The organism is Acinetobacter variabilis (assembly GCF_000369625.1).
GTDB classification, from domain to species: domain Bacteria; phylum Pseudomonadota; class Gammaproteobacteria; order Pseudomonadales; family Moraxellaceae; genus Acinetobacter; species Acinetobacter variabilis.
In genome coordinates this window covers 57636-82103 of record NZ_KB850117.1, presented here as the reverse complement: position 1 = coordinate 82103, position 24468 = coordinate 57636, and the positions used below count along the sequence as shown (strand labels likewise).

Annotated in this window: 18 protein-coding genes, 10 pseudogenes and 1 other annotated feature; of the genes and pseudogenes, 15 read left to right on the top strand and 13 right to left on the bottom strand. The window is 37.7% G+C overall.

Annotated features, from left to right (window positions below):
• Positions 1–4: 4 nt before the first annotated feature.
• Positions 5–271 carry a hypothetical protein gene (locus F897_RS16355; RefSeq protein WP_005237604.1) on the bottom strand — a complete coding sequence of 89 codons (267 nt, stop codon included), beginning with the start codon at positions 269–271 and terminating at the stop codon, positions 5–7.
• Positions 272–572: 301 nt separating this feature from the next.
• Here F897_RS16355 and F897_RS16350 point away from each other — a divergent pair, with 301 nt between their 5' ends.
• On the top strand, positions 573–1241 hold the full coding sequence (locus tag F897_RS16350; protein WP_005237603.1) for an epoxyqueuosine reductase QueH: 669 nt from the start codon (positions 573–575) through the stop codon (positions 1239–1241).
• On the opposite strand, the gene F897_RS16345 is transcribed toward F897_RS16350, so the two are convergent.
• The 4 genes and pseudogenes from F897_RS16345 to F897_RS16340 form a co-directional block, all read right to left on the bottom strand.
• Complete coding sequence (locus F897_RS16345; protein ID WP_004780039.1) at positions 1238–2629, bottom strand: methylenetetrahydrofolate reductase C-terminal domain-containing protein; 1392 nt, start codon at positions 2627–2629, stop codon at positions 1238–1240. The two genes, F897_RS16350 and F897_RS16345, sit on opposite strands and share 4 nt — an antisense overlap.
• 188 nt (positions 2630–2817) lie before the next feature.
• A pseudogene (locus tag F897_RS17605) lies at positions 2818–2919 on the bottom strand (putative oxygenase MesX); the annotation flags it as partial.
• 24 nt (positions 2920–2943) lie between these two features.
• A pseudogene (locus F897_RS17325) lies at positions 2944–3060 on the bottom strand (transposase); the annotation flags it as partial.
• A 50-nt stretch (positions 3061–3110) separates the two neighbouring features.
• Complete coding sequence (locus F897_RS16340) at positions 3111–4316, bottom strand: tyrosine-type recombinase/integrase (protein ID WP_005237602.1); 1206 nt, start codon at positions 4314–4316, stop codon at positions 3111–3113.
• A 302-nt stretch (positions 4317–4618) separates the two neighbouring features.
• Between F897_RS16340 and F897_RS16335 the strand changes: the two genes are divergently transcribed.
• A complete protein-coding gene (locus tag F897_RS16335) occupies positions 4619–5050 on the top strand; it encodes a PPC domain-containing protein (protein WP_005237601.1) in 432 nt (143 codons plus the stop codon).
• Between the two features lie 118 nt (positions 5051–5168).
• Here F897_RS16335 and F897_RS17320 read toward each other — a convergent pair.
• The 4 genes and pseudogenes from F897_RS17320 to F897_RS16310 form a co-directional block, all read right to left on the bottom strand.
• A pseudogene (locus F897_RS17320) lies at positions 5169–6135 on the bottom strand (IS481 family transposase).
• A 202-nt stretch (positions 6136–6337) separates the two neighbouring features.
• The gene (locus F897_RS16330) at positions 6338–6688 is read right to left on the bottom strand and encodes a hypothetical protein (RefSeq protein WP_005237600.1); all 351 of its coding nucleotides are present in this window, start codon (positions 6686–6688) and stop codon (positions 6338–6340) included.
• 150 nt (positions 6689–6838) lie between these two features.
• Positions 6839–8057: pseudogene (locus tag F897_RS17315) on the bottom strand (IS3 family transposase).
• Positions 7666–7782: a sequence feature (AL1L pseudoknot), on the bottom strand. It overlaps the preceding pseudogene by 117 nt.
• A 135-nt stretch (positions 8058–8192) precedes the next feature.
• Positions 8193–9200 (bottom strand): AraC family transcriptional regulator, encoded by a 1008-nt coding sequence (locus F897_RS16310; protein ID WP_005237596.1) that lies wholly within the window; start codon positions 9198–9200, stop codon positions 8193–8195.
• A 147-nt stretch (positions 9201–9347) separates the two neighbouring features.
• On the opposite strand from F897_RS16310, the gene F897_RS16305 reads away from it, so the two are divergent.
• From F897_RS16305 to F897_RS18260, 11 genes and pseudogenes are all read left to right on the top strand, one after another.
• Positions 9348–10259 carry an alpha/beta hydrolase gene (locus tag F897_RS16305; RefSeq protein ID WP_005237595.1) on the top strand — a complete coding sequence of 304 codons (912 nt, stop codon included), beginning with the start codon at positions 9348–9350 and terminating at the stop codon, positions 10257–10259.
• A gap of 14 nt (positions 10260–10273) precedes the next feature.
• The gene (locus F897_RS16300; protein WP_005237594.1) at positions 10274–11110 is read left to right on the top strand and encodes an SDR family NAD(P)-dependent oxidoreductase; all 837 of its coding nucleotides are present in this window, start codon (positions 10274–10276) and stop codon (positions 11108–11110) included.
• Positions 11111–11247: 137 nt separating this feature from the next.
• A complete protein-coding gene (locus F897_RS16295; RefSeq protein ID WP_005237593.1) occupies positions 11248–12030 on the top strand; it encodes a thioesterase family protein in 783 nt (260 codons plus the stop codon).
• A 158-nt stretch (positions 12031–12188) separates the two neighbouring features.
• A pseudogene (locus F897_RS17310) lies at positions 12189–12910 on the top strand (IS5 family transposase); the annotation flags it as partial.
• A gap of 241 nt (positions 12911–13151) precedes the next feature.
• Complete coding sequence (locus F897_RS16290) at positions 13152–14138, top strand: IS110 family RNA-guided transposase (RefSeq protein WP_005237592.1); 987 nt, start codon at positions 13152–13154, stop codon at positions 14136–14138.
• A 49-nt stretch (positions 14139–14187) separates the two neighbouring features.
• A pseudogene (locus F897_RS17305) lies at positions 14188–14370 on the top strand (IS5/IS1182 family transposase); the annotation flags it as partial.
• A gap of 433 nt (positions 14371–14803) precedes the next feature.
• Positions 14804–16438, top strand: coding sequence for a malate dehydrogenase (quinone) (mqo, locus tag F897_RS16285; protein ID WP_005237591.1), 1635 nt, complete (start codon positions 14804–14806; stop codon positions 16436–16438).
• A gap of 72 nt (positions 16439–16510) precedes the next feature.
• A pseudogene (locus F897_RS16280) lies at positions 16511–17786 on the top strand (MFS transporter).
• 56 nt (positions 17787–17842) lie between these two features.
• Positions 17843–18328 carry a hypothetical protein gene (locus tag F897_RS16275; protein WP_005237587.1) on the top strand — a complete coding sequence of 162 codons (486 nt, stop codon included), beginning with the start codon at positions 17843–17845 and terminating at the stop codon, positions 18326–18328.
• Positions 18329–18679: 351 nt separating this feature from the next.
• Positions 18680–19008: pseudogene (locus F897_RS17595) on the top strand (transposase); the annotation flags it as partial.
• A pseudogene (locus tag F897_RS18260) lies at positions 19005–19154 on the top strand (PPC domain-containing protein); the annotation flags it as partial. The pseudogenes F897_RS17595 and F897_RS18260, both read left to right, overlap by 4 nt.
• Before the next feature lie 409 nt (positions 19155–19563).
• Here F897_RS18260 and F897_RS16265 read toward each other — a convergent pair.
• Positions 19564–20202 carry a glutathione S-transferase family protein gene (locus F897_RS16265; RefSeq protein ID WP_005237585.1) on the bottom strand — a complete coding sequence of 213 codons (639 nt, stop codon included), beginning with the start codon at positions 20200–20202 and terminating at the stop codon, positions 19564–19566.
• 16 nt (positions 20203–20218) lie between these two features.
• Positions 20219–21238 carry an NADP-dependent oxidoreductase gene (locus F897_RS16260; protein ID WP_005237584.1) on the bottom strand — a complete coding sequence of 340 codons (1020 nt, stop codon included), beginning with the start codon at positions 21236–21238 and terminating at the stop codon, positions 20219–20221.
• A 144-nt stretch (positions 21239–21382) separates the two neighbouring features.
• Between F897_RS16260 and F897_RS16255 the strand changes: the two genes are divergently transcribed.
• Together F897_RS16255 and F897_RS16250 are read left to right on the top strand one after the other, a co-directional pair.
• Positions 21383–21991, top strand: coding sequence for a TetR/AcrR family transcriptional regulator (locus F897_RS16255; protein ID WP_004780079.1), 609 nt, complete (start codon positions 21383–21385; stop codon positions 21989–21991).
• Positions 21992–22101: 110 nt separating this feature from the next.
• Complete coding sequence (locus tag F897_RS16250; protein ID WP_005237582.1) at positions 22102–22332, top strand: hypothetical protein; 231 nt, start codon at positions 22102–22104, stop codon at positions 22330–22332.
• A gap of 83 nt (positions 22333–22415) precedes the next feature.
• Here the strand turns inward: F897_RS16250 and F897_RS16245 are convergent.
• Positions 22416–23542 (bottom strand): annotated as a pseudogene (locus tag F897_RS16245) (alkene reductase).
• Between the two features lie 203 nt (positions 23543–23745).
• Complete coding sequence (locus F897_RS16240; protein ID WP_004780085.1) at positions 23746–24423, bottom strand: type 1 glutamine amidotransferase domain-containing protein; 678 nt, start codon at positions 24421–24423, stop codon at positions 23746–23748.
• Positions 24424–24468 lie beyond the last annotated feature (45 nt).

Sequence of the window (24468 nt, the reverse complement as noted above, 5' to 3'; positions counted from 1 at the left end):
TACGTTATAAAGTAGTTTGAGACTTTTTTAAATCCCTCAATGCGTAAGTCCTATAATTATCCACACCTAATTTAATAATTTTAGTTTTACCATTATCTAAATTAATAGTCTTATCCTCTCTAGCAGGATAAATCACATCAGCAGTATCTTGTAATATTCGCCTACAACTATGAACGGCATTTGACCAATCCTCTGAATTTTCGGACGTTAAATTCTCATAAACAGATGCAAATTTTTGTGCTGATAATGGTACTTTGGTAATCGAATTCATTTAGCAATCTTGCCAATCTACTCGCCTTTAATGCGCAATTAGATAAAGAAGAGGTACTTAACTCAATATTACTAATAATTTCTTCAATTAATTTTAAAGCTTCATTCAATGACTCTTGATTAACTTGCAATGTTCTGATTCCAAAGCATTATTGTAGTTATTCTCTTATATACTTTAGTTCTTATTAAATTTCAATTAGTGAATTTCTTTCATCTTAACCTTAGAAAATATCAGTATATCAAATCCTTACTATCTAATTAAATCGTTAAAATATAGGGTTTAGATTTAAACCCATATAACTATGTCAAACAAACTTGAACGTCAGAAATTGACTCTCCCAGCAGGTCACGACAAGCTTCTGCTTCACTCCTGCTGTGCACCATGCTCGGGTGAAGTGATGGAAACCCTAATTGAATCAGGCATCGACTTTTCGATCTTTTTTTATAATCCCAATATTCACCCTGTCAAGGAATATGAAATCCGTAAGGAAGAAAATATTCGCTTTGCAGAAAAACATAATATTCCTTTTATTGACTGTGATTACGATACAGACAATTGGTTTGCACGTGCCAAAGGCATGGAAAATGAGCCAGAGAAAGGTATTCGCTGTACCATGTGTTTTGATATGCGCTTTGAACGGACTGCCCTTTATGCAGCTGAAAATGACTTCAGCCTAATTAGTAGCTCATTGGGTATTTCTCGTTGGAAAGATATGAAGCAGATCAATGATTGTGGGCATCGTTCTGCTTCACATTATGAAGGTATCACCTATTGGGACTACAACTGGCGTAAAAATGGTGGTGCTGTTCGTATGCTTGAAATCAGCAAAAAGGAAGAATTCTACCAACAAGAATATTGTGGCTGTGTATACTCCTTACGTGATACCAACCGTTGGCGTATGAGCCAAGGTCGTGATCGCATCAAATTGGGCGTGAAATTTTATTCGAATGCCATGGATGATGAAAGCTAAGCTTCGGTCGCCAGATACCAATTTTTCCAGGAACTGGTTCCACGGACTTCAATGGGTACAGTTGGAATCAGTTTTTCTTTTAGAACGTCAGTCTGTCCCACGGCTTTGGCAAGTCGGGCTTTCACAGAATGAATGCATTCACGATCTCCAAACTCACAGCGATCCAATGTCGTACCACCACAAGGACCATTCGCCAATCCTTTGGGGCAAGTTTCAGGGCAAATATATAAAGTATCTCCTAACCTACATTGACCACAACTTTCACAACCCACGACCCCTTGCTTAGAGATAAATTCAGTTTTTAACAATGCTTTTGCTGCAGGCGTATTTTCCCAGAGTGAGGCTTTAAAAATAAAATGCCCCACACCTTTGGCAATTTTGGACTCAAATAGAGCCTTGTGCATGAAATGCAATTGCTGATATTTAATAAGCTGGCTAGAGGATGGTTGGCGGGAATAATAAGCTAATTGTGGCACGAGTTCCTTTTTAGTCTCCACTTGCCACAGTGCATTCCAGAGTGCTTCGAGTTCCTGTAAACCATAATGTCGATATTGTTCAATATATTTTTCTAAAAGCTTTTGCTCTTCAGGCTTATGGCATGCTGAAAGATGCACACCTGCAAAACCCAAATACTTACACATCAATATTTGTATAGCACAACGTTTATAAGCATTCTCAGTTCGTCCATCCTGTTCTTCCTGAGCCAACACTCGTAACATGTGTGGTGTAATCACAATTCCTGCGATCTTATGTTTCACCATAAAATTGGCACGTGCCAAACTAAGTGGCATAACACAAGCAAGTATATTTTGTGGGTATCGATGACGATTTAAAAAAGCCTTGGCTTGTTTTAAAGCCTCCATATCGTAACCCAACTGGGTAACGATAAAGTCTGCTCCTGCTTTAATCTTTTTGTGAAGTTTTAAATATTGTGCATCACGTTCAGCTTCAGCATATTTAAAGGGATTAAAAGCTACACCAATATGAAATCCACCATAACACTTTGCGGCCATGACCGCATTTACAGACTCTAAATATCGGGTGCGATTCGTTCCATCTTGACCATTTGTATGCCCTTTTAACTTATCACCTGTGAGAAGCAGTAAATTTCTTTGTCCCGAAGCTTGAGTTAATTTTAAGAAGGTCTCAAAATCAGTAATATCCCGACCTTTCCCTGAATAATGGATGATTTTTTCCACTGATGAAGGAAATGTCTTCGCACATTCAAGTGGTGGCAAATCACTATCGGCATGCACTCGATCTGCCAAAGTGATCGCACATGGAAATTCTGCTAAAGACATTGGTACGGCAATGCCCTTAGCAGAACTTAAATATTCCAACAAAATACAAAACTGATTGTGCTTAAAATGGGAAGCAAGCTGTGACATAAAATAAAGTTCAAATAAAAATGATTAAAGCAGGTCGCAATTATATTCGACCTAATAGAATCAGCCCGATTAATCTTAAATAGGCTGATATAGAAAATTTTAGTCAATAATTATGCAATGAATCTATTCACTACATTCAATCAGGCAACTTTCTCATTAGATTCTCGCTCTAATGTGAAATGAAATGCCTATTTTTCAAGAATATTTTGATACGACTTAATGAAGTTCTCTTCTATCCATTTACCTTGCTTAAGATTCAATTGAACACGTTCAACACCTTCATAAACTTTACGAGTTAAGAGAAATCATCATTGTGAACAGACTATTTCTCTAAGTTGATTCATCACAACATGTAATTTATAGCCATAGAACCGGCCCATTGAGCTTTTACCACGAGATGCAATTTTAGATAATGATTTATGGCGGTGAATAGGTTTGTGCAACAAAGCCTATTCTAATTAAAACTTGGATTTCATAACCATTAATTTACAGTACAACTATCAATAAAATCGCCCCACCATTGCATTATTTCCATACGCTGATTAAAATATTCTGCATGATTATAACTTGCACGGGTTTTATTTTTATCAGTATGAGATAGCTGTGCTTCAATCCAATTTGATTGAAATAAACCGGATTCATTTAATATGGTACTAAATGTTGAGCGCAAACCATGAGATGATAGTTCATTTTTAGTATATCCCATCTTTCTAATAATTAAGTTCAGGGTATTAAAATGAATGGGTTTATTATTATTTCTTGGACTGGAAAAAACATATTTGTCTCCATGAGACCAGATTAGTGCAGATCTTACAACTTCAAGTGCTTGATCGGATAGTGGAACTAAAAATTCAGGAATATCATGACCTAAAATAACTTTTCTTCTATATTGTTTAATATGTAAGGCTGGTATTTTCCATATTTTTTTATCTAGATCGAAGTGATGCGGTTCACAAAGCAGTAATTCCCCACCTCGTACGCCTGTATATAACTTAAATAATAGGGCTTTTTTAATAATAGGATCTGTATTAACCTGCTTTAATCTAGCTAAAAAGCTAGATAGTTCATCTGAGTTTAAATACGGATAATTTTTTTTAATTTTATTATTGATTAATATTTTATGAAGTCCATGTGCAATATTATATTCACAATACCCCATCGCTACCGCATAATCATAAATCTGATTTAAATAACTATAGGCTTTCTTTACAGGTTCTTTTACATTTCTAGATTCTATATTTTTAATAATCTTAACTAGATCATATCTTTTAATTTCCATAAATGGCATTAGTCCAATATTTGGATAAACATCCTGATCTAAACATTTTTTTGCGAGCTGAATTACACCGCATCGTGGTTCATCTTTAAAGGAATTTTTAATTTTAAATTCTAACCACTCTTCACAAATATCCTGAAAAGTTTTGATGTATTTTTTATGCAGTGGTTTATTTTCATAATTATTAAATTTATATTCATCCCGGACTGATCTGGCCTCTTTCAAGGACATTACCGGATATTCACCCAACTTCATGCGAGGACGTTTATTTGTCCCTGCAAGTGAATAGCGGTAACTCCAAGATTTACGTCCGTTTGGTTCTACCTTCAAACTTAAGCCGTCATCATCTGCCAGAAAATAGATTTTTTCCTTTGGTTTAGCTTGACGTACCTTAATTTCAGTAAGACTCATGAATTTTTAACCTAACCACAAATGGCACTGCTCAATTCAATTATAGCAAATTTAAGCGATATTCATATGATGCGTATCATACGCATCACATATTTTTATAAGTAATTGTTAAATAAAATTTATATTTAGATTGGTTATTCCCTAGTAACCAATTAATTAACCATTGATTTTGCAAGTCTTAAATTGGCATTTGAAGTGCAACCCCATGTTATGACTATTCACATTTCTGCTCCATGATTCATGGTTACTTATTAGTAATGTTATTATGTCAGGAGCGATACAAGAATTAGGGTAACCTTATTATGGAAATAGCGAATACGAAATTACTAGCTGGCGCTTTGATAGCCCTAACTTTAACTATAGTTAGCCCTGTCGTACTTGCAAATGATAACAATGATATACGAAAGACTATTGTAGTTAAGTTTGCTAAAAAAGCTTACTCTGCAAATTATTATGGAAGGATAGATGGATACAAGTATGATTCCTACAAATTTTATGCTAAAAAAGGGCAAAAGTTAAAAGTGAAGTTGACTGGAGGAAATGTTGAAGCTTACTTATGGGGTAATCAATTAAAAGACTCCATCAATCTTGGAGAATATTCTCCAGAGCTTGATGATAATGGTATTTATATTTTACCTGCTTCAGGTGAGTATGAAATTAGAGTATTACAACCTAGATCACAGGCAAGAAAAGATAAAAAACCTCAATACTGGATGAGTATTGGCATTAAATAAAGACTTGCTAGATTTTTTTAAGCTTTTATACCAGGGTTCAAAAACTATTGCCAGTTAAACGGGGCGTGATTTTTATTCATATGTTTTTATATTAGTAAAAATGATATAGATACGTAATTCATGGAGATCGTTTCAATTTAGCAATTTCTAAATACATTTTGTCATTGGCATGTTGAATCCGTTCATTTGAGGGGTCGTATTGCTTCTGGACTTCACCTAAGAAAGGAGATTCTTCACATAATTCAAAGTACCTTTCCATCGGTGTTTTATCTTTCAAAGCTGAATGTGGTCTCATCCAGTTATAGTAATGCTGCCATTCTGCCAGTTTGCTCTGAATTTCCTCTGAATCGATATCTACAGTAGCGTAGAACTCAGATTCATCAGTCTTTTGTGAGCGCTACCTTGCCATTCAGATAAGGTGAACCCGGTTTATTCGGCTTAAATTTGATCCCATACTGCATCATTTTTTCTGTACTTTTTCAGCAAAAAATTCTCGTCCACGATCGGTCCGTATTCGCTGTATGGGAAAAGGCATTTCTTCAATTACACAGTTAAAAAGTCGAGTGTATTCGCAGCTGTTCGGCGTTTATATATCCTTAAAACGCGATATCGTGTGCAGTCATCGATAGATGTGTACTGATATAGTCCAGGACCCAGTTTACAGGTATCCATTTGAATTCTATCGCCTGGTAATGGACGTTCATAACAAATGTAATCTACTTTACGACGGAATTTTTTAATCGGTTTGACTTAATGGGTGGATAGTACTTTATGGATAGTCGCCAAGGACAACGAGACTCCGTGCAGCTCATTAATTCGGTTTGCAAACGTCGAGCACCAAGATTTCTAGCTGAGCGCATTTCCAATATTAAAGCTTCTAGCTCAGCATTGATTTTAGTATTTGGCGATTTTAAGGGACATTTACTATGACTACTTAATCCATCAATACCTTGTTCAGAATATCGTTTCCACCACTTGCGTAAAGTTGGTCTAGAAATGCCACATCTCCGACAAACCAGGCCAGCATTATTGGTCTCTTCAAATAATTTAACCCATACGAGGCTTTGTTGAATTTCTCTGTTCATAGACACCCATTATATTGAAGTGATGTCTATGAATCACACAGATTATCATAAGACTTTTGCAACTGTCGCACCTCATGTTTGAATTCACCCGTTAACAGAGTGCGAATTAGTCCTTGATTATGTTTGACCACATTTCAAGGAATAGTGTCCAACTTTCGGTATGCAGATTATGGTGTGGGGTTCTCTTAAAGTTTAAACCTTATTATTTTACTTCAGTAATGCTGATTGGCTGGTCTTTTACAAATTCAACAACCCCTTCACCACGTTTAAAGTGAATTGAAACTCCATTATTATTAGCTAAACGAATACCACTACCAGCAACTGTTTGCTTTAAACGATATACCATGCCTGAGTTATCAGTCATTAAAGCAGTTTCAAAGTTATCCGATGATTTCAGAAAAATTAATAAACCATTTGGACCAGAAAATTTAAGGACCTGCGTATCAGCTGAAGTATTTCTTGTAGCCTTATCTTGTAAAGTTTCAGTCTTTGGACTCGAAGTACACCCAGTCATTGCTAAAACTAACAAAGTTAAACTTAAAAAATATTTCATTTAAATACCTTTTTCATCTGTAAATCATAGGTATATTTATACTAATTGTTATAATTTAATAATAAAACAGATATTACTTTTTTTTACATAAAAAAGCCATAAATCGCATTTTGAACCTCACCGGATTTATCAGAGACTTTTTTATTTAAGTTAGGCCACCTGACCTAACGGGTTAATCTTATCATAGTACATTGCTTCAAACTCAAAAGGCGATACATAACCCGGTGCACTGTGTACACGCTTTTTATTGAACCAATCTACCCAGTTTAGTGTCGCAAGTTGTACATCTGCTAAACCTTGCCAATCTGCTTTTAAATATTCAATCATCTCTGTTTTGTATAAGCCATTCACCGTTTCAGCCAGAGCATTATCGTATGAGTCCCCGTTGTACCGATTGATGCTCGTAAATTTGCAGCTTCTAAACGATTGGTATAGCGAATAGAAAGATATTGAACACCTCTATCGGAATGATGAATCACATTCTTTGGCATGCCTCGATCATGTAATGCTTGCTCAAGTGCATCGAGCACCATATCTGTATTCATCCGTGTCGATACTTTCCATCCAACAATTGCTCGTGAGAACACATCAATAATAAAGGCAGTATAGACCCAGCCTGAATTTGTTTGAATATAGGTAAAGTCAGCAACACACAAGTGATTAGGCTGATCAGCATTAAAATTACGTTTCACTAAATCATCTGCTCGTTTTTGGTCATCTCGGCTACGGGTGGTTTGTTTTTTCTTACCTCGCCAAACACCTTGTATCCCTAGCTTCTGCATCAATCGAGCAACAGTACAGCGTGCAATAATATAGCCTTCACGTTTCAGTTTTTGCCAGATCTTACGTACACCATACCGACCTGAACTTTCTTTCCAAATTCGTTGAATTTGTTCAGCATGATGCTCATCATGTAGATCTCGTTTCGCTCGCTGTTCTGGATTGTCCGCGAGATCTAAAGTTCGGTAATAGGTTGAAGCTGCGATCGGTAAAATCCTACAAATCGCATCAACACCATATCGATCTTTATTGTTATGGATAAAATCCACCATTATTTGTGTGGGCGGTCGAGCTCCGCCTGGGCGAAAAAAGCGGCTGCTTTACGTAGAATTTCATTGGCACGCTTTAATTCTTTAATTTCACGTTCCATTTGCTTCATTTTTTCTTGATCAGATATCTGTTGTACTTTAATAAGATTTTGCTGATCTAAATGCTTTTGATGCCAGGCACGAAGTGTTTCAGGAGTACAACCAATCTTAGGCGCAATTGCTGTGATTGCAGCCCAATTCGATGGATAATCTTTTTCAGATTCAATCAATAATTGAACCGCTCTTTCTCTGATTTCAGGGGTATATTTTAATTTCGTCATCGAACCTTGCGAAGCAGTGCTTCTCACTCAGAATATTGACTCTCCGACAAACCCGGTACGGTTCAGTTTGATATAGCTGTAACTATTCAATTGCATAAACAAAAATAAGTAGGAGATGCTTCTCATTTTTCCCTATTAATAAACTTGATCTCTGCTTTGTTGCGGTGAAACACCTGTCATGGCTTTATATGCCCGAGTAAAAGCACTATGTTCAGAATATCCAAGCATTAATGCAATATCAGCAATTTGTATATCTGTATTTTTTAAATATGAGTCTGCCAGTTCTTGGCGGACTATATTAAGTTCATTGCGAAAATTTGTATTGGCATTTTGAAGCTTTCGTTGAAGTGTACGAGGTGAACGACAAAGTTTTTCTGCAATAAGTTCTATTGTTGGTTCACCATGTGGCAATTGATGTGCGATAGCTTTACGCACTGCCTCAATTATTGGTTCTTCCTTGGGCAATTGCTCCAATAGCTGGTTTGCATGCTGTTCTATAATTGTTAATAGACTTGGGTCTAAGGTCTTTATTGGGAGCTCTAGAGTTTCTTTACTAATTCGTATCACAGTTTCAGATTGATTAAATAAAACTGGACAACCAAAATATTGCTCGTACTGCATCAAATCATCAGGACAATCATGCATAAATTGTACAAATATAGGTGTAATATTTTTCTGAACGGAACTTCTACAGAACTGCATAATGACAGTAATACCTGTTTCATCAACCAATAAATCTGGTTTGTATAAGGTGGTGTCCCAAACTAATTCCACCCAATCTGGACCTTCTCGTGTAATCATTGGAATCACATCGAATATTAACCTTTGATATTTTTCCAGTTTTTCTAAAGCCGAAGCAAGATTGTCGCAAGCTAATAATACATAGCCCAAAACGCCAAGATGCCTTGGAGTAATCTTTTGTCCAAGATGTAAACCTAACATTGGATCAGCTAGGGCGATTGCAGCACGTGAAAGTAATTGTTCCCATAATTCAATAGAAATACCTTTTAAAGCGTTTGTAAGAGGTTGTGGGCAAGGATATTTTAAGATTTCGTCTGGGATTATTTTTTTTGCTTCAAGATAGTCATAGAGTACATGCACGTATGTTTCAGGAATCATTTTTCTATAGATTGGTTTGCTCATTAATTAACCTGAGTTTCTAGCTTTATGGCGTGAAGTATCAAGTAGGCTGTCATTAAGAGTCAAGCTAACAGCTTCATTTTCATTCAATATCTTTTGCATCATTCGTTGCAGTAATGAACGGTATCTGTTGTTTCAATGGAGTGCAAAATGGCAGTAAAAAATACTAAGAAGCCAGAAATCAATGAAATACAATTTAAATCTGGAAACTCTTATTGCAGTGGAACGCTTTATAAACCCACTACAAATGGACCATATCCGATCATTGTGATGGGACATGGCCTAGGCTCAGTCCGTGTGATGCGCTTGCCTGCTTATGCTGAAAGATTTGTTGAGGCAGGATATGGATGCTTGCTTTTTGATTATCGTCACTTTGGTACAAGTGGTGGTGAACCTCGCCAGTTATTGGATATCAATAAGCAATTGGAGGACTGGCGTTCAGCCTTGAGTTTTGTTCGTACTCAGAAAGATGTTGTTCAATCTAAAATTGTGATTTGGGGGACATCATTTGGTGGTGGGCATGTTCTTACTACTGCTGCAAATGATCATTCAATTGCAGCAGTAATATCTCAATGCCCATTTACAGATGGTTTAGCTTCTAGCTTAGCAACCAGTCCAATCAGCTCAATTAAAGTTACTGCACTTGCTTTAACAGATCGAATAGGTGCTATTTTTGGTGCAAAACCTATTATGGTTGCATCGGCTGGGAAACCGCACAGTGCGGCATTAATGACAGCCAAAGATTGTGAGGATGGATATCTACAGCTTGTACCTGAAAATTCAGAATTTCGAAATTATGTAGCAGCCCGATTTGCGCTCGATCTACTGACATATTTTCCGGGTAAATTCACCTCAAAAATTCAATGCCCAGTGCTATTTTGTGTGTGTGAAACAGATAGCGTTGCTCCAGCAAAAACCACCTTAAAACATGCTCAAAAAACACCACAAAAAGAAATCAAAATCTATTCAGAAGGTCATTTTGATATTTATGTGAATCAAGGCTTTGAAAAAGTCATTCACGATCAAATTGATTTTCTTAACCGGACTGTTTCAGCAAATTAAAAAAGGAATTGATTATGGCAAAATATGACTTAGATGGATTGGTAATTTTAATTACTGGCTCTACAGGTGGTTTAGGTTCAGCTTTGGCAACTGCTTTTGCAGCGAAAGGAGCTAAATTGGCCTTATTGGATATTAATTTAGAAGCAGCAGACAAACAGGCTACATCACTTGGCGGAGATACCATTGCCAAGGCATGGCAAGCCGATGTTTGTTCAATGGAAAGTCTTCAGAATGCTATTAATAGCGCTGCAGTACATTTTGGCCGGATTGATGTAGTGATTGCCAATGCTGGTATTACCTGTTTTGAACCAATTGAAAGTGCAAGTCCAGAACGGTTTGATCGAGTGATGGATATTAATTTAAATGGTGTATGGCGAACATTTAAAGCAGGTTTGCCTTACGTGCAAAAGCAGCAAGGTTATTTACTAGCAATCTCTTCATTGGCTGCCTTTTTCCATTCACCGTTACAGTCATCTTATTGTGCAAGCAAAGCTGGTGTTTGGGCTTTAAGCAACAGTATTCGTATGGAGCTTAAACATCTTAATGTCGGAGTTGGCAGTGTCCATCCTACTTTCTTTCATACGCCGTTGATGGATCAAACTTTTGATGATCCGGCCGGTCTGAAACTTTGGGGCGGTAACCAAACAGGCTTATGGAAAATGGTTGCACTTGAAGAAGTGGTCAATGCAATTGTTGATGCTGTAGAAAATCGCCGTGAATTTGTCGTAGTTCTGAAGAAAAATGGATTTGTTGCTCGTACACCTGGGCTTTTCCGTGGATTTATAGAACGAGTTGGGTTTAAAAACGAGGACGTCATTGAAGCGATTCGGCTTGCAGCATTAAAAAAATGATTTTATATAACAAAATCATAGATTATTTTTTAGAGAATAGTCTGTGATTTTCTATTGTGTATGCAACTCAAACCCATATATGTTGTCTTAAAAAAAATCCGTCGACATAAGTTTGGTTTATAAGTAAGGATACTCGCATGTACATGCCGACATTAGCTGATATATTTGACGGTCTCACCATTGAAACACCGTATACACCGCCAAAACATTGGTTACAGGGAAGAACTGCCTACGGTGGTTTTTCAGCAGCATTGGCTTTGCAGATTGCATTAAAGGAATTTCCAGAGGGGCTTCCTCCACTAAAAAGTGCGCAAATTGCGTTTATTGGCCCGGTCACTGAAAATGTGACATTTCATGCTGAAATTTTACGTCAAGGAAAGTCCGCGACACAGATTGCTGTTGATGCGCGTGTTCATGATGCACTCGTGCTCAGAACAGGTTTTATTTTTGCTGCGCCCAGAAAAAGTACAATTCAGCACAATCATATTAAAATGCCACAGGTAGACCGTCCTGAAGCATATTTACCTCCACCTGAGGAAATGTTTGTTCCAGATTTTTTCGATAATTTTGGTGTACGGTTTGTCAGTCAATCTACACCGGTATCTAACTCCGAAACGCCAGAATTACTGGCTTGGGTACATCTAAAGGACGCAACTTCTATATCACCTGAAATTGCATTACTACTTATCGGAGATTGTCTCCCACCAGCATCAATGGCTTGTTTCAAGACTCCAGCACCTATTAGCTCAATGAATTGGGCTGTCGATTTTGCACAATCTGCTAAACATAGCGAATGGTATCTTTTGAAGTCATTTAGCTTGATTTCTGATCAAGGATATTCTTATCAAATGATGCATGTGTGGAATGAAAAGGGGGAGTTGGTTTTATCTGGAACTCAAACTGTTGCCATTTTTGCTTGAGTTTTATTTATTTAGTTTTAATGATGAATGTAATCAAAGTAATTTTTTATTGAAAATAATGATACTTTACATAAATCATTCGATGAGCTCTTTATAGTTGCTACTGGCTTTGTTGCACAAACCTATCTCTAAGGCCTATTCCACAATATAATTTTCAAATGAATAAGCCTACACCTAAAATTTATCGTACAACCAATTGGTCTTCATATAACCGAGCACGCATTCATCGCGGAAACATTGCCATTTGGTTTGATTCAGCCACCGAATGGTATGCTCCGTATCGGTAAACACGGGCGAAATTAAATATACTCCGACGCAGCCATCCAATGCTGTTTAATAATCAAATCACTTTTTAATCTGTCTTTACGTATGGTCACAGGCTTTGTGCAAAGTCTGATTAAACTCTCTGGCTTAAATGGGACGGCCCAGATTATTCGACCATATGCAGAAGACAAAAGCATATTGATATTGCGATTAGCTATCAAAAAACTTGTGATGCACTATATCTACTCGTTGACTCTACTGGCTTGAGTTTTTTAGGTGAAAGTGAATGGAAACGTAAGAAGCATCAGCCTGAATATCGACGACAATGACGTAAACTGCACATAGGTATAGATGCTGAAACACTGCAAATACGTGCAGTTCAGCTTACAACAAATAATGTCAGTGACTCACAGGTTCTTGGTGATTTACTTGATCAAATTCCACAAGATGAGCGGATTGACTCTGTTTATACTGAAGGCTCTTATGACACCAAGCAATGCCATCAGGTCATTGCAGATCGGCAAGCGCATGCGGTGATTCCACCTAGAAAAATGCGAAACCATGGAAAGATACAAAGAGTAGCTCGCTAGAGCGAAATGAATTACTCCGAACAGTTAATCTAGCGAAGCAGTGCTTCTTGTATCTTGATTGATATAGTGATTAGCTACCACTATACGCAAATTGTAGAGTTTGGAGTGCTGCTAAAATCTTAAATTTGAATCTGAGATAAAACCTACAATTTGCCCTTATCCCTCATACAACTCTGAACGGTAACTAAGCACTTTGATGCTGTATTCACAAGGTAAGATGATGGTTAATGGGATAAAAATCATAGCTTAAACTCAAGGAATATCACCATGATTATGCTAGGTATTGATGTCAGTAAAACCAAAATAGATTGTTGCATTTTCCCTCAAGGTTTGACTGGAAAAAGAAAAAATAAAATATTTACCAATACAGAAAGTGGCTTTGGCAGTCTGCTCAAATGGCTCATCACTCTTAAAATTGAACCTGATCAAGTGGCAGCAATCATGGAAGCGACTTCGGTTTATCATGAGAATTTGGGATATTATCTATATGATGCAGGTGTAAAGGTTTGTGTGGCTAATCCTTCACGAGTAAGAGCCTTTGCCAAAGGCATGTCCATGCTAAATAAAACGGATAAAGCTGATAGTGAAGCTCTTTCACGTTATGGTTACACCGCAAAGTTAATCATATGGCAGCCTGAACCTGAAAATGTCAGATTATTAAAAGCTTTACTAGGCAGACGAGATGTCTATCTAGGTAGTCTATTGCAGGAAAAGAATCGACTTGAAAAGGCGCAGTCCACTCATACCTCCGTTGTTGTGATCAAATTACTTGAAGAGAATATTGAGTATTTAAATCAGCAACTTGAAAATATTGATAAGTTAATAAATAATCACACAGATCAAGATCCAACATTGAAACAGGATTTGAAATTACTGCAAACTATTCCGTCAATCGGTGAACGATCAGGCTTATTACTGTTGGGGTTATTTCATTCGCACAAGTTTGAAAAAGCAAGTCAAGCTGCTGCATATGTAGGTTTGGTTCCAGTACATCAGTTGTCTGGCAGTTCAGTCAACAAGCAAAGTCACTTATCAAAAGCAGGTGACAGTAAAATACGCTCAGTATTGTATATGTCGGCATTAACAGCGATTAAATATAATCCACACATTGAAGCTTTATATCAACGATTATTAAGCCAGGGTAAAAATAAAATGTGTGCTTTAGGTGCTGCAATGCGCAAGCTTATACATCTGTGTTATGGCGTTTTAAAACATCAGACTGCCTATCAAAGAGATTATTTAGTGGTCGAATAATCTCAAAACCTGATTGACTACCAAGACGGTATCTCAGGTAGACACTATGGAAAAATGGTCAGGCTATCATCGGCGAAGTTTAGTTGAAACTAAGATGCGCTGCATTAAATTATTAGGAGATAAACTCAGTACAAGGAGTTTTGATAGCCAAGTCAATGAGCTTCATGCACGTGTAGCAGTCCTTAATAGATTTACGGAATTAGGTCGACCACTTACCCAAGTTACGCCTTAAATTTGGCTCAATTAGGGGCGCTTTGCCTTTCAAATATTTGTGCAATAAAGCCGTTGGAAAGTAACCTTGAAACAAGTTATAAGCTTCTTTTTAATAAATTACTGAGTATTTGTATAAATATTCAACATCTGATTTTTTAAACCAGATATTGAATTAAAATAAAAACCAATAAACAAGAATAAACATCATTGGTATTTATATTTTAATTATGTTCATTTACAATAAAAATTACTAAGTCAATACATATTTAGTCTAAAATATCCATCAATCAAAAATGTGTGATAGCTTCGAACGTTAATCTTTGCATACTTGTAATTTTGAGTATTACTTCAATTCTCTAAGCTAATTCTTTACAAGTGTTCCTATCACCATAATTGTTATTCTTGTCTTCGCTATAAAGCGATCCAAACCTGCCCTCCATGGTCATAATCGCATGAACAAATTTTTAAAATACCTATTGGTATTCATCGTTCTGTTTATTATTGCAGCACTAATCTTTTTATTTAGACCTATCGCGTCTAAGAAAATTCAAAACACCAGCAATGAGCCTGTCGTTGACGCAGTCTTAGTTGGTGGTGGCATCATGAGTGCAACCCTAGGCACATATCTTAGTGAACTTGAGCCAAACTGGCAAATTCGCATGTATGAACGCCTAGACAAAGTTGCACAAGAAAGCTCTAACGGCTTCAATAATGCAGGCACAGGTCACTCTGGCTTTATGGAAATGAACTACACCTCTGAAAAAGATGGGAAAATGGACATTACCAAAGCTGTAAAAGTGGCTGAACAATTTGAAGTTGCAAAACAGTTCTGGTCTTATCAAGTCAAAGAAGGTGTTTTGGGACGACCAAATAGTTTCATCAACCCTGTACCGCATATTGCTTTCGTTTGGGGTGATAACGTGAATTTCCTCGAAAAACGTTACGCTGCAATGGTTAAAAACCCAATGTTTTATGGCATGAAATTCTCTGAGAATCCTGCTGAAATTAAACAATGGGCACCATTGGTGATGAATGGCCGTGATGCTGCACAAAAAGTAGCTGCAACACGCATGGATGTAGGTTCGGATGTGAACTATGGTTCAATCACCACTCAATTGGTCGATCACCTTAAAAAACAACCTAATTTCCAGTTACAAACATCGACTGAAGTGACTGGCATTAGCCAAAACGATGATAAAACGTGGACTGTTGCATTTAAAAACCTCACTACAGGGAAAACAGATCACGTGAAAACGCGATTTGTCTTTATTGGTGCAGGCGGTGCAGCGGTTAAACTTTTACAAATGACAGGCTTACCAGAAGCGAAGCAATATGCTGGCTTCCCTGTAGGTGGCGTGTTCTTAATGACCGACAACCCAAAAGTCACTGAAGGTCATACTGCAAAAGTTTATGGTCGTGCTGAATTAGGCGCACCGCCAATGTCTGTTCCACATATTGATACACGTTATATCGACGGTAAAAAATATGTGTTGTTTGGTCCATTTGCAACTTATTCAAACAAGTTCTTAAAACAAGGTTCTCAGCTTGATTTATTGAAATCAACCACTAAGAACAACGTTTTACCAATGACCGCTGTAGGTATGGAAAATCTTGATTTGGTGAAATATTTAGTTAGCCAAGTCATGATGACCGATGAAGACCGTTTTAATGAGTTGAAAAAATACTATCCTGATGCAAAACCAGAAGACTGGCGCATGAATCAAGGTGGTCAACGTGTTCAAATCATTAAGAAAGAACCAGGCAAACCTGCAAGCTTGCAATTTGGTACCGAGATTTTTGCATCACAAGATGGTGCTGTGACTGCCCTATTAGGTGCGTCTCCTGGTGCTTCAACTTCCCCTTATATTATGTTGAGCTTGCTTGAAAAAGCATTCCCTCAGCAAGTAGCAGGTAAATGGAATCCGAAATTACATGAAATTGTAAAATCGTACCAACAAGAACTCAGCACTAATCCTGTGCTTCTTGACCAAGTTCGCCAATACACCAGCACAACCCTTGGTTTGAAATATACACCTATGGCTAAAGCTGCAAATGACGAAACTATTGCGGTAGCAAAAGCACAGTAATCTGCTTTAAACCCTAAAAAGGATGGACTTTGCGCCATCCTTTTTTAATTCATATTTGAAACTATTCTATTTATGTCGCTTTTCCATTCCGATGCTTTTTTGGCTTTTCGTTCACGTGATTTTTCACTTCTGAGTGTCAATCAGTTGTGCTTAATTCTAACCATCATGATTCAAGAAGTCGTCATTGCCTATAGTATCTATCAACTCACTCAAAATCCACTCAGCCTTGGCATGATTGCCTTAATTGAGTTACTCCCCTTTATTTGCCTCTCCCTGATCAGTGGCGACTGGGCTGATCGCTATAACCGACAAAAAATTGTGCAGTGGAGTTTTAGCTGTAGCACTTTAATTCCATTATTATTTATTGTTCTTTTTTCTCAGTATCAACAACAGCACATTCAACAAAATACACTTTTATGCGGCATTTATAGCCTCATCTTTTGCTTAGGCATACTTAGAGGCATTTACAGCCCATCATTTAATTCATTACGCCCTTTTCTAACCCCCGAGTCAGCCTATAGCAATGCAGCCACATGGACCGCGCTCATTTGGCAAATAGGCGGCATTTTAGCACCTTTATGCGCAGGACTTTTACTCGGCCAACTTGGGCTTGAAAAAACCTTCTTTATTGTTTTTTTCTTGTGTTGCGTGGGTAGCATCTGCTTATTCGGATTAAGTCCTCGTCAATTCCCTAGCCCCCATAAACAGCATTTAAGCAAAAGTTTGAAAGAAGCCTATTTGTTTATTTTTAAACATCCACTAATGTTTTGGAGTATGTTGCTGGATCTCGGCGCCATGCTTTTTTGTAGTGTCATTATCTTACTGCCTATTTTTGCACACGATATCCTGCATCTTGGTTTTGAAGGCTTAGGTATACTCAGAGCTGCACCAGCTATTGGCGCCTGTATCATGATGTTGATGTTGACCTGTTATTCTCCGATGCAAAATGCATGGAGAAATATGCTCTATAGTAGTTTTGCAATTGCTTTGTGTGCTTTAGCCTTTGCACTATCCTCTCATGTTTGGCTCTCAGTCTTCTTCCTTGTTTTAATCGGTGCCTTTGATAGCATCAGCATGGTCATTCGACAAACTTTATTACAGCAACTCCCCCCAAAAGCACTATTAGGGCGTGTAGCGGCTTTAAATGGCATATTAGTCACTTCAGGCAATCAGCTCGGTGCCCTACACATGAGCTTGATGACGCGCTATTTTTCTGTGGTGCCAGCAGTACTTATTGGAGGGACGCTGTGTTTAATAATCTGTGGTCTAAGCTCTACTCGTACGCGACATTTATTTAAGCCATCTCCAACACTAAAAAAAACATGCCACAGTGGCAAAAAGTGAATAACATGTTAAGCTTCAAATCCTCTTTTAATATGATGTGAGTTTTCAATAGAGCAAATTATGAAACAGATTTTCCCCTTTTCACATATTCTCTATACCAAACTCTATTCTTTCGTACTATCAGTGCTGTTGGCTTATTGCCTATTCAATGCAATTTATACGTTCATTATTGGTGGAACTGGTTTTTATTTATTTGCAACTTTTATTTTAGCTTTTCAATGTAATTTCGCGTTACGCACTTCTCTGCATGACCGTATTTACACCAGTTTAGGGTTAGTTTTGCTTATTATTGGGTTATTGTATACACATGGAATTCACTTTCTAAACCATTTAAAAACAATTGTATTGGTTCCTGCTTTTATTTTAACTGCCTTTGGAATAGATAATTTATATAGAAAGCCAAATAGACTTAGTTGTCTTAAAGTTGGACTGATCCTCGGCCTATTACTATTAGCTTATATTCAATATTATGATTTAGTAGAACTGCAAAATTATTATGACTCTTTACATAATGATGAGACTTGGCAGCAATTTGGCGCATTATAACAGCTGGCACAAAAAATTCGGTGGGTGAAAAATTTACAATCCTAATTCTGATTTATCGTGTTATTACATAGGAAAACTGCCTTTAAAAGGCGGGTCTTGCTAGTCTGGAATTGCAGACGAAAGGGAATAAAATGCCTGTATATCAGATTCTAGAAATTGATCATTTTCAGCATCATAAACAAAAGATTTTCCTTCTAATAAGTATTGGCCATCTTGCTCATTAAGAAAATTTTAAAGTTATTTGCTTGATCAGGGAAAATTTGTTCTCCGTCAAAAAAGATCATAACAATCTCGAACGGCTTTGTTGCACAAAGCTGTTCTTAAGGGCTTTTTCAGCAATATAATTTTCAAATGAAGAAGCATACACACAAAATCTACCGCACAACCAATTGGCCCGCATATAACCGAGCACTCATGAGTCGCGGAAATATTGCCATTTGGTTTGATCCTGCTACGCAATGGTATGCGCCATCAAAAGGCAAACAAGGACGAAATCAAATCTACTCCGACGCAGCCATCCAATGCTGCTTAATGATTAAATCCTTATTCCGTCTGTCTTTACGTATGGTCACAGGCTTTGTGCAAAGTCTGATTAAACTTTGCGGATGAGCAGCCCCGAATATCAGTGATATTCGTACACCATGCTTTGTAGAAGACAAAAGCATATTGATATTGCAATCTTGGAGAATATTCTCCAGAGCTTGATAATAATGGTATTTATATTTTACCTGCTTCAGGTGAATATGAAATTAGAGTATTACAACCTAGATCACAGGCAAGAAAAGATAAAAAACCTCAATACTGGATGAGTATTGACATTAAATAAAGACTTGCTAGATTTTTTTAAGCTTTTATACCAGGGTTCAAAAACTATTGCCAGTTAAACGGGGCGTGATTTTTACTTATATGTGTTTATGTTAGTAAAATGATGTAGATCACTTGTTCAATCCCCCGAGGAATAATTTAATCTTGCTGTGCGTTAGTCACTTTTCTTTCAAAAGTTGATTATATCTTTCAACGTAACCGTCGTGATATTCAAGCCCTTTTGATAGGAATTTGCAGTGAAAGAATAGGCGAAACTTGTCTTAAATAATGGTAATTCCTTATCTTTAAAATAAAGAACGCCCGATGAAATTCATTAGGCGTTTAATTTAAATAAGTGTCAGCTTATTTTATAACTAGATGTACTTGTCAATGACGATTCTTTTTCTCAATTGCCTTAAAAAACAATCTTGCTATTTTTGACTTTTCACACCATTTTGTTCAATTTGTACTGCGGCTTGCCAGCTAGGTAGTTGGCTTAAACCTGCTACATAACGTTGGATATGCGGATAATTTTCACCTTGTCCCATATGATAAACTAAAGCATGTAGTCCAAAGCCCATCATAAAGTCAGCACCGGTTAAACGGTCTGCCACTAAAAATTCTTTATCTTTTAAATATTCATTTAAATAGCTAAATACTTTATCAAACTCAACTTGAGTATAATTTTCTAGAAATACCAACTTCGTACCCTGCTTGGTTTCTAGCGCATTAAACGTTTTTAACAAAAATGGCAGCATGGCAGAGCTTTCTGAGAAATGAATCCACTGTAGATAATCGACATAGGTAGGTTCATCCATATCTGGTGCTAAATGCGGCGCAAGTTTCTGAATTAATAACTCAACGATTGCGCCTGACTCTGCAATAACTTTGCCATCCCATTTCAATACTGGAGATTTCCCTAAAGGATGGATGGTTTTTAAAGATTCAGGGGCCAAATGCGTGCTTGAGTCACGATAATAGCGTTTCAGCTCATAGGGCTGCTTGATTTCTTCAAGTAACCACAAAATGCGAAAAGAACGTGATTGATCTAAATGATGTAGTGTAATCATGATAATTCCTATTTTTTTAAATTTTTACAACCACTTTGCCAAAGTTTTCGCCTTTCAACATACCATTGAAAGCATTAATCGTGTTATCTAAACCTTGCACTATATGCTCTTTATATTTGATTTTTCCGTCTTTCAACCATTCAGACATTTGCTGATAGAATTCCGGATACTGACTGCCATAATCATCAAAAATAATAAAGCCTTGCATGCGAATACGCTTTCTTAAAAGGGTGGAAATAAAGCCCGGTAAACGGTCTAGCTCTTGTGCTTGCTCGGTAGAGTTATATTGGGAAACCACACCACACACCGGTACACGTGCCGCAGAGTTAAGCAATGGCCATACCGCATCAAACACTTTACCCCCTACATTCTCATAATAAATATCAATACCGTTGGGAACTGCTTGTTGTAATTGTTCTGCAAAATTTTCATCATGATGATTGATACAAGCATCGAAGCCGAGCTCTTCTACTGCATAACGACATTTTTCAGACCCACCTGCGATGCCAACCACGCGACAACCTTTAATTTTGCCAATCTGTCCAACCGTAGCACCAACAGGTCCCGTTGCAGCTGCAACGACTAAAGTTTCACCGGCTTTAGGCTGACCAATGTCCAACAGCCCCATATAAGCAGTAAATCCTGGCATTCCCAAAATACCCAGTGCCCAAGATGGATGTTCAGGTTGCATACCTAAGCTTTGACATGCAGTCCCATTAGAAATTGCGTAGCCCTGCCAGCCATTTCCTGAAAGAACCCACTCGCCTTCTTTGAATTTTGGGTTTTTAGAGGCTACCACTTGACTGACTGTTCCACCGACCATCACTTCGCCAATTTCAACCGGTGCTGCATATGAAGGAGCATCACTCATGCGACCACGCATATAAGGATCGAGTGACAAGTAAATGGTCTTTAACAACATTTCGCCTTGTTTAAGTTCATTGAGCTCAACTTGCTCAATACGAAAATCGCTGTGTTTTGGCTCACCGACTGGCCGTTTAGCTAAAACGATATGTTGATTAATAACTGTTTTCACACATATAACTCCATGTTTTATTTAGAAGTATTTCTATTCACAATCAAAAATTAGGATTAAAATTTCTTTACATCCATTGTAGATGAGTTATAATAGAAAACAATACGACCGGTCTATTTTTTTACAATAGAGTAAATAATTAATATGAAGCCTAATCCTATTAAAAAGTCTGAAGCGAAGCGCTTACACATTCTTAATACCAGTTCAGACCTGATTTTGCATAAAGGTTTTACTGGTGTAGGATTACAGGAAATTTTACAGAGCTGTGAGATCCCTAAAGGCTCGTTTTATCATTATTTCCAATCCAAGGAGGCTTTCGGATGTGAATTGGTACAACATTATGTGGATAATTACCAAGTCCGTTTAAATGATGTATGGCGTAGCGATAAATCCCCTTATCAAAAGCTGATTGAGTATTTTAATTTATGGATAGAAGATCCTGAAACAAAGTGTGGTTGGGCGGATAGCTGTTTAATTGTGAAACTTGCCGCAGAAGTTGCCGATCTATCTGAAGATATGCGCTCCATTATGTCCGCTGGCGTCGATGATGTAATCCAACGGATTGCTGCTTTAATTGATTTGGGAAAACAGGATCAGTCTATCCAAGCAGATACTGAGGCCTCGACGTTGGCACAAGTACTTTACCAAATGTGGTTAGGTGCAGCATTACTGAGTAAGTTGCAAAAAGATAAAACGCCATTACATCAAGCTCTGAGAGCAACTAAATTTCTATTAAAAAGTGAAGATTCATAAAATTAAATTAAATATCAACAACATAATTAATGATTTATGATAGCAACCCAATGATTACTTATTCATGTATTGCTATTAGATCGATTTACAGTCAATGAGTATAGCGCGCAATGAATTCTCCTTCTAAAGCCCTCATGACTCGTATTTTAGTCGGATATTTAGGCTTATATCTCACACTATTACTAGTACTCACTTTATTAAAGCCAATTACTCAGCATCAAAGTTTCCCGATGATGGTGTTGATTGAAGTCATAGTATTAGTGCCAGTAACGCAACTGATTTCTTTCCCACTGGCAGGTTGGCTCATTACACAGCTAAAAAATTTTAAGAATTTGTTTTAACAAAAAATTGTGCTGGCAACAGCAATCCTAAGCTCTTATTTTGCCAACCACAAAGGTTGGCAAAATAACTCACTTAGTCGAGATTAATCTGCGTAAGCTGGATAATCAATATAGCCTTTTTCCGTCCCACCATACATAGTGCTTGCATCTACTGCATTCAATGGCCAGCCATTAGCGATGCGATCGGGTAAATCTGGATTCGCAATAAATGGACGTCCAAATGCAATTAAATCGGCCAGACCTACCTCTAAAATTCGAGTCCCTCTTTCTGCCGTATATCGACCTGCATAAATAATCCGACCACTAAAAGTGTCTCTGACATCTCTACGAAAATCATGAGGAAGTTCTGGTGCATTATCCCAATCAGCTTCTGCAATCGATAAATAGGCAATCCCAACTTCTTCAAGTATTTTTATGGCTTCAATATAAGTCACATGTGGATCATCTTCAACCAACCCTATGTAAACACGATCTTCCTCTGTACTTTCAAATAGCGGGGCAAAACGCACTCCTAAACGATCTGCACCAACCACCTCAGCAACTGCCTCTACTACTTCACGTAAAAAACGCAAACGATTGTTTAGTGATCCACCATATTCATCTTCACGGTGGTTACTATGTGCAGAGATAAATTGATTCACCAAATAACCATTTGCACAATGAATTTCAACCCCATCAAAACCAGCAGCAAGGCATTGCGTGCTGCTTGAGCATAGAGTTGCACTAATTCTTTAACTTCTGCATTGCTTAAAGCACGTGGCATTGAAGGATCAGCCAAGGTCCCAGCATTAGGCCCGGTCTCAATAAAGACTTTAACATTACTATCAGCCCTGATAGCAGAGGGTGCGACCGGTGATGCATGATCGGGTTGCAAAGATGTATGTGAAACACGCCCAACATGCCAAAGCTGTGCAAAAATAATGCCTCCTTTAGCATGCACTGCTTCCGTCACTTTACGCCATCCAGCAATCTGTTCAGGGCTGTAAATACCGGGAGTCCAAGCATAGCCTTGACCACGTGGCTCGATTTGCGTACCTTCGATGACCATAAATCCTGCCCCGGCACGCTGTTGATAATAGGTTGCCATTAATTCATTTGGAATATTACCTGGCTGAGTACTGCGCGACCGCGTTAATGGTGGCAATACAATACGGTTTTGCAAAACATAAGGGCCTAAGCTTAAATTTTGAAAAAGTTTGCTGGTCTTCATTTCATTGTATCCAAGTAATCATGACTAAATTGATCTAAACTAAAAAAATACCCTTCCTTCCTGTATATAGAAAAATAAAGGAAGAAAAGCTATTCACTCAGGCCCTTCACCATTAAATGAGGGTTATTTTGCTTATTGCGCCAGTTGCTCAGAATCAGAAGTTTTATTCACTGCTAAGCACCACAACACACACTAGCTACTCTTTATTTCAACAATTGAAGTAATGCTGTAGCGGTTGCAGCAGAAGAGGCTGGATTTTGTCCAGTAACCAGCAAGCCATCTACTTGAACATATACTTGCCAATCATCCACTTTAGAATAATGACCACCGTTTTGTTTAAGCATGTCTTCGACTAAAAATGGTACAATTTCAGTCAAACCTACAGCGGCCTCCTCAGTATTGGTGAAACCAGTCACTAATTTACCGCTAACTAAAGGCGCTCCATTACTCGCTTTCACATGACGAAGAACACCCGGGGCATGACACACTGCTGCAACAGGTTTGCCAGACTGAATCGCCTGTTCAATCAGAGAAATTGAAATCGGATCTTCTGCTAAATCCCACAATGGGCCATGCCCGCCTGGATAAAACACTGCATCATAATCAGCTACAGAAATTTCGCTAAGTTTATGCGTCTGTGCCAATGCTTGCATTGCAGTTGGATCTGCTTCAAAACGATGAGTGGTTTCAGTTTGAGCATCGGCTAAATTACTTTTCGGATCTAGTGGTGGCTGCCCACCTTGAGGCGACGCCAGCGTAACTTCAGCACCAGAGTCAATAAAGGTGTAATACGGTGCAGCAAGTTCCTCTAGCCAGAAACCTGTTTTCTTACCAGTATTGCCAAGTTGATCATGTGAGGTTAAAACGATTAAAATTTTCATGTTATTTCTCCAATAATTTTCATGATTGAGGAGCATTGTTACAGG